This window comes from Micromonospora sp. ATA51 (assembly GCF_016802855.1).
In the GTDB taxonomy this organism is placed as follows: domain Bacteria; phylum Actinomycetota; class Actinomycetes; order Mycobacteriales; family Micromonosporaceae; genus Micromonospora; species Micromonospora sicca.
Genome location: NZ_JAEVHJ010000341.1, coordinates 1 through 6,779, shown reverse-complemented (window position 1 = coordinate 6,779; position 6,779 = coordinate 1). Strand labels below are relative to the sequence as shown.

Below are 6,779 nucleotides of genomic sequence, written 5' to 3'. Positions count from 1 at the left end.
CTGCCGGGGCACCCGGGGCGGCGCGCCGGTGGTGGCCGTCGGCGGCCGGCGACCCGGCCGGCGGCGCAGCACCCGGCGGGGCCGGGTCGCCTGCTTGATCCGTTCCTCACCGGCGTGCGCGAGGATGTCCCGCTGGAAGAGGGCGGCCTGCATCTTGGCGGCGATCTGCCGTTGTTCACGGGCGATCTCGGCGTCGCGCGCCTTCATCTCCGCGATCGAGCGCTCGATCTCCGCCAGGTGCTCGGCCCACTGTGGCTGGTCGGCGCCGCAGTGCGGACAGATGATGGCCGGCTTGATCTCCCGCCCGCACGAGGCGCATCTGAAGGTCTGCACGACACCCCTCCGTCCGGCCGGCCCGCGGTGTGGACCTCCACTGTCGCAGCATGCCCTGACCGGGCGCGGATTTCGACCGTTGGCGGCGCGTTCGGGGCAACAAATGCGTTCGGGGCAACAAATGCGTTCGGGGCAACAAATGCGTTCGGGGCAACAAAAGGAACGGCCGCCGTGGAGCAGTTCCACGGCCGGCCGTACGCGTCGGGTGAGGGTCAGGGGCGGCCCATGCCGCGGTACTCCCAACCCGCCTGGGTCCACAGTGTGGAGTCGAGGCAGTTGCGCCCGTCGACCACCCGCCGGCCCCGCACCAGCTCGCCCAGGGCGACCGGGTCAGCGTTGCGGAACTCGGCCCACTCGGTGAGCACGCAGACCAGGTCCGCGCCGCTGACGGCGTCGGTCATGGTCTCCTCGTACGTCAGCTCGGGCACCGCCCGGCGGGCGTTCTCGGTGCCCTGCGGGTCGAAGACGTGCACGTCGGCCCCGGCCTTGCCGAGCAGCGAGGCGACCGCGAGCGCCGGGGCGTCCCGGACGTCGTCGGTGTTCGGCTTGAAGGTGGCGCCGAGCACGGCGATCCGGGTGCCGGAGAGGTCCGGACCGGCCGGGCCGGAGCGGCGGCCGAGCAGCTCGGCGGCGAGCTGGACCACGCGGGTCCGGCGGCGCAGGTTGATCAGGTCGACCTCGTGCAGGAAGCGCAGCGCCTCGCCGGCGCCGAGCTCCTGGGCGCGGGCCTGGAAGGCGCGGATGTCCTTGGGCAGGCAGGCCCCGCCGAAGCCGAGACCGGCCTGGAGGAAGCGGTTGCCGATCCGGGGGTCGTACCCGATCGAGCGGGCCAGCTGGGTGACGTCGCCGCCGGCGGCCTCGCAGACCTCGGCCATCGCGTTGATGAACGAGATCTTGGTGGCCAGGAAGGCGTTCGCGGCGACCTTGACCAGCTCGGCGGTGGCGAAGTCGGTGACCACCAGGGGGACCTCGCGGTCCTCGGTGGCGGCCAGGTCGAAGACGCCCTTGTGGGCGGCGTAGAGCATGCCGTTGGCCCACTCGCTCTTGACGCCGACCACGATCCGGTTGGGGCGCAGCACGTCGTCGACGGCGAAGCCCTCCTGGAGGAACTCGGGGCTCCACGCCACCTCGACGCCGAGGTCGGCGGGGGTGTGCTTGCCGACGAGCTGCTCGACCCACTCGGCGGTGCCGACCGGGACGGTGGACTTGCCGACGATCAGCGCCTTGCGGGTCAGGTGCTGGGCCAGGCTGGTCACCGACGCCTCGACGTAGGACAGGTCGGCGCCCATGCCGTCGGCGCGCTGCGGGGTGCCCACGCAGATGAAGTGCACGTCGCCGAACTCGGCGGTCTCGGCGATGTCGGTGCTGAACCGCAGCCGGCCGGCGGCCAGGTTGCGCCGCAGCAGCTCGTCCAGGCCGGGCTCGTGGATCGGCACCTCGCCGGCGTTCAGCTTGGCGATCTTGTCGACGTCGACGTCGAAGCCGAGCACCTCGTAGCCGAGCTCCGCGTAGCAGATGGCGTACGTCGCACCGAGGTAACCGGTGCCGAGGAAGGTCACCCTGGGCCGGGCCGCGCCGGAGGGCGGGGTCACTGCGGCGATGGCCGGCACCGGCTGGGTGTTCGGGTACGGGATCGTCACGCCTGTCTTCTCCGCTCGCACTGGCGGCGCTTCCTTGCGTCGCGTTCGGCTGCGGCGCCTGGCCGGGCACCGGTTGGGGGACGTTCTGTGGTCGCCGGTCGACGTCGACGCCTGTCACGCACGAGCCTACGCGGCGGCAAGGAGCACCAGAACGCCGGTCGCTATCCTTCACTCTGCGCGGTCGGCGGTTCTCAGGCGCTACAGACTGGGCATGATAGCGGTGAAGGGGAGGGGCCAACATGGCCGCAGAGCAGTCGTTCGACGTCTACCGGTTGCCGGAGGAGCACGAGGCGATCCGGGAGGCGGTCCGTGAGGTCTGTGCGGCCAAGGTGGCCCCGCATGCGGCTGAAGCGGACGAGACCGGCGAGTTCCCGAAGGCGTCGTACGACGCGCTGCGGGCCGCCGACTTCCACGCCCCGCACATCCCCGTGGAGTACGGCGGCGCCGGCGCGGACGCGCTGGCCACGGCCATCGTGATCGAGGAGGTGGCGCGGGCCTGCGCCTCGGCCTCGCTGATCCCCGCGGTCAACAAGCTGGGCACCATGCCGCTGATCCTGGCCGGCTCGGAGGAGCTCAAGCGGAAGTACCTGACCCCGGTCGCCGCCGGGGACGCGATGTTCTCGTACTGCCTCTCGGAGCCGGAGGCGGGCAGCGACGCCGCCTCCATGACGACCCGGGCCGTGCGGGACGGCGATCACTGGGTGCTCAACGGCGTGAAGCGGTGGATCACCAACGCCGGCGTCTCCGAGTACTACACCGTGTTCGCTGTGACCGATCCCACAGCCCGCTCGCGGGGCATCTCCGCCTTCGTGGTGGAGAAGTCCGACGCCGGGGTCAGTTTCGGCGCGCCGGAGAAGAAGCTGGGCATCAAGGGCTCCCCGACCCGCGAGGTCTACCTCGACAACGTCCGGATCCCGGCGGACCGGATGATCGGCGCCGAGGGCACCGGCTTCGCCACCGCGATGAAGACCCTGGACCACACCCGGGTCACCATCGCCGCCCAGGCGGTCGGCATCGCGCAGGGCGCGCTGGACTACGCCAAGGGGTACGTGAGCGAGCGCAAGCAGTTCGGCAAGGCGGTCGCCGAGTTCCAGGGCATCCAGTTCATGCTCGCCGACATGGGCATGAAGCTGGAGGCGGCCCGGCAGCTCACCTACACCGCGGCCGGCAAGTCCGAGCGTGGCGACGCGGACCTGACCTACTTCGGCGCGGCCGCGAAGTGCTTCGCCTCGGACGCCGCCATGGAGATCACCACCGACGCGGTGCAGCTGCTCGGCGGGTACGGCTACACCCGCGACTACCCGGTCGAGCGGATGATGCGGGACGCCAAGATCACCCAGATCTACGAGGGCACCAACCAGGTCCAGCGCATCGTCATGGCCCGCCAGCTGCTCAAGGGCTGACCGGGCGGAACCGTTCGGGCGGCGGGCCGGGTCCTCCGGCCCGCCCGCAACGGTCATCGGGTCTCGGTGGTGCCCTCCGGTCGCGTGGCGGCGCGCGGCGGCGCGGACCACGGCGACTCGCCGGTGTTCCGGCGGGGCAGCGGGTCGGTGGGGGTCGGGTCGGGATAGCCGAGGGTGGGCGGGGTGGTGTCCTGCTCGTTCCGGGCGCCGGACGGCGGCCAGTCGCTGAGCGCGAAGGTGTTCTCGGCCGGCTTGTCGGCCGAGGTCAGCTCCGCCTCGGCCGGCGACGCCGGCCACCGCCGCCAGCGCTGCGCGCTGAAGGCCGCCATCAGCAGCAGCACGCCGATCAGGAACAGCGTGCCGTTCTCCACCGGCTGGCGCAGCGGCAGCGGGTCCCCGAGCGCCTTCCAGCCGTCGGGGATCCAGTCCCGGACCGTGAACGGCGCGATGAACATCCCGACGTACGGGGTGACCAGCAGCAGCCCGGCGACGAGCGCACCCAGCGGCGAGAAGCGCAGCGTGCCGAGCAGGCCGAGCAGGATGCCGGCCACACCGAGGTAGACGGCCGGCTCGATCAGATTGGCCGTGGAGGAGGCCTTGATCTCCACCCAACGGTCGATGGTGCTGCCCGATCCGTCCTGTCCGAGGGTGATCAGCACCCAGGTGACGGGCGCCACCACCAACCCGGCGAGGAAGCTCCAGAGATGTCGCATCCGCGCACCGTACCGTTTTCGGCATGACAGATCATCCCTCCACCGGGCCGGCCGGCAAGCCGACGTCGTACTCCCGGGTCACGCTCAGCCGGATCATGACCGCGGTCGATGTCAACCTGTACGGGACCGTGCACGGTGGGGTACTGATGAAGTTCGTCGACGACGTGGCCGGGGCGGCCGCGGCGCGGCACAGCGGCGGCACCGCGGTCACCGCCTCGATCGACGAGATCGTCTTCTCCGAGCCGGTCCGGGTGGGCGACCTGGTGCACGCCCACGCCCAGGTGAACTGGACCGGCAACACCTCGATGGAGGTGGGCGTGCGGGTGGTCGCCGAGCGGTGGGACTCGGCCGAGGACGAGCCCGTCCGGGTGGCCACCGCGTACCTGGTCTTCGTGGGGGTGGACGTGGGCGGCGCGCCGCGGCCGGTCCGGCCGGTCCTGCCGGAGACCCCGGAGGACGAGCGGCGGTTCCGGGAGGCGGAGATCCGCCGGGCGCACCGGCTGGCCAGGCGCCGGGCGATCCAGGCCCACCGCGCCGGCTGACGCCCCCGGTCCACATACCCGCCGGGCGGGGCGTGTGGGCCGGCCACGCCCCCTGGGCGGCACCCGGTGCGGAGAATGACGCTGCGAGGTAGGGCAAGATGGCGGCACGGCCCATGTCACAGAGTCGTGCGGGCCGCAGGGAGGGTGGAGCAGTGGGTGACGTGCTGTGGACGCCGCCGGCCGACGTGCGCGAGCGGTCCCGGATCGGTGACTACCTGCGCTGGCTGGCCGAGCACCGGGGGCTGGAGTTCGCCGACTACGACGCGCTCTGGCAGTGGTCGGTCACCGACCTCGACGCGTTCTGGCGGTCGATCTGGGACTACTTCGACGTGGTCGCGCACACCCCGCCGACCGCGACGCTGACCGACCCGGCGATGCCCGGCGCCCGCTGGTTCCCCGGGGCCACGCTCAACTACGCCGAGAACGTGCTGCGGATGCCCGGCCGGGGCGACGACGACCCGGTGGTGATCGCGCACGGGCAGACCCGGCCGCCGGTCACCCTCACTGCCGCGGAGCTGCGCGAGCAGGTCCGCCGGGTGGCGGCCGGGCTGCGCCGGCTCGGCGTCGGCCCCGGCGACCGGGTCGCGGCGTACGCGCCGAACATCCCCGAGACGTACATGCTGCTGCTGGCCACGGCCAGCCTCGGTGCGATCTTCTCGTCCTGCGCGCCGGAGTTCGGCACCCGCAGCGTCACCGACCGCTGGCAGCAGATCGAGCCCAAGGTGCTGGTCGCGGTCGACGGCTACCGGTACGGCGACAAGCCGGTGGACCGGCGCGGTGAGGTCGCCGCGATCCGGGCCGCGCTGCCGTCGCTCCGGCACACCGTGGGCATCGCGTACCTCGACCCGGCCGGCGTCCCGCCGCAGGGCGCGCTCTCCTGGGCCGAACTGGCCGCGCCGACCGACCAGCCGCTGGCCTTCGCCCCGGTGCCGTTCGACCACCCGCTGTACGTGCTCTACTCCTCCGGCACCACGGGGCTGCCCAAGCCGATCGTGCACGGCCACGGGGGCATCCTGCTGGAGCACCTGAAGATGCTCGCCCTGCACCACGACCTGGGCCCGGCGGACCGGTTCTTCTGGTTCACCACCACCGGCTGGATGATGTGGAACTTCCTGGTCTCCGGGCCGGCGGTGGGCGCCACCATCGTGCTCTTCGACGGCAACCCGGGCCACCCGGACCTGGGCGCGCTGTGGCGGCTGGCCGCGGAGACCGGCACCACGTACTTCGGCACCTCCGCGCCGTTCCTGCTGGCCTGCCGCAAGGCCAACCTGGTGCCGAAGGAGATCGCCGACCTCTCCGCGCTGCACGGCGTCGGCTCGACCGGGGCGCCGCTGCCCGCCGAGGGCTTCACCTGGGTGTACGAGAACGTCGGCGACCGCCTGCAGTTGCAGTCCCTCTCCGGCGGCACGGACGTCTGCACCGGCTTCGTCGGCGGCGTGCCGCTGCTGCCGGTGCACGCCGGGGAGATCACCTGCCGGGCGCTGGGCGCGAAGGTGGAGGCCCGTTCGGCCGACGGCACCCCGGTCATCGGGGAGTTGGGCGAGCTGGTGATCACCGCGCCGATGCCGAGCATGCCGGTGGGCTTCTGGAACGACCCGGACGGCGTCCGCTACCGCGAGGCGTACTTCGAGGTCTACCCCGGGGTGTGGCGGCACGGGGACTGGATCACGATCAACGAGCGTGGCGGCTGCGTCATCACCGGCCGCTCCGACGCCACCCTGAACCGGGGCGGCGTCCGGCTGGGCACCGCCGAGTTCTACTCGGTGGTGGAGGGGCTGGACGAGGTCGTCGACTCGGTGGTGGTGCACCTGGAGGACGACCAGGGCGGCGCGGGGGAGCTGCTGCTCTTCGTGGTGCTCGCCGAGGGCCTGGAACTGGACGACGAGCTGCGGAAGAAGATCTGCCGCGAGCTGCGTACCGCCCTGTCGCCCCGGCACATCCCCGACGAGATCCACCAGGTCCGCGCCGTCCCGCGCACCCTCTCGGCGAAGAAGCTGGAGGTCCCGGTCAAGAAGATCCTCACCGGCACCCCGGTGGACTCGGCGGCCGCCAAGGGCGCCCTGGCCAACCCGGAATCCCTGACGGCCTTCGCCGCCTTCGCCCAACGCCGCACCCCCACCGACAACCCCACCCGCGCCTGACCCCACC

6 protein-coding genes are annotated in these 6,779 nt (G+C 72.3%); 3 read left to right on the top strand and 3 right to left on the bottom strand.

The window, feature by feature from the left end:
• On the bottom strand, positions 1-333 hold a 333-nt coding region (locus JNW87_RS32310; RefSeq protein ID WP_238454975.1), incomplete at its 3' end, for a hypothetical protein.
• Between the two features lie 212 nt (positions 334-545).
• Complete coding sequence (locus tag JNW87_RS32305) at positions 546-1,973, bottom strand: UDP-glucose/GDP-mannose dehydrogenase family protein (protein ID WP_109804395.1); 1,428 nt, start codon at positions 1,971-1,973, stop codon at positions 546-548.
• 239 nt (positions 1,974-2,212) lie between these two features.
• Here JNW87_RS32305 and JNW87_RS32300 point away from each other — a divergent pair, with 239 nt between their 5' ends.
• Positions 2,213-3,376: an acyl-CoA dehydrogenase family protein gene (locus JNW87_RS32300; protein WP_109804394.1), complete on the top strand. Its 1,164-nt coding sequence runs from the start codon at positions 2,213-2,215 to the stop codon at positions 3,374-3,376.
• A gap of 53 nt (positions 3,377-3,429) precedes the next feature.
• On the opposite strand, the gene JNW87_RS32295 is transcribed toward JNW87_RS32300, so the two are convergent.
• Positions 3,430-4,089 carry a hypothetical protein gene (locus JNW87_RS32295; protein ID WP_238454974.1) on the bottom strand — a complete coding sequence of 220 codons (660 nt, stop codon included), beginning with the start codon at positions 4,087-4,089 and terminating at the stop codon, positions 3,430-3,432.
• Positions 4,090-4,112: 23 nt separating this feature from the next.
• On the opposite strand from JNW87_RS32295, the gene JNW87_RS32290 reads away from it, so the two are divergent.
• Both JNW87_RS32290 and JNW87_RS32285 read left to right on the top strand, forming a co-directional pair.
• Complete coding sequence (locus tag JNW87_RS32290; protein ID WP_109805948.1) at positions 4,113-4,631, top strand: acyl-CoA thioesterase; 519 nt, start codon at positions 4,113-4,115, stop codon at positions 4,629-4,631.
• 152 nt (positions 4,632-4,783) lie between these two features.
• Positions 4,784-6,772, top strand: coding sequence for an acetoacetate--CoA ligase (locus JNW87_RS32285; protein ID WP_238454973.1), 1,989 nt, complete (start codon positions 4,784-4,786; stop codon positions 6,770-6,772).
• The last annotated feature ends 7 nt before the right edge of the window (positions 6,773-6,779 follow it).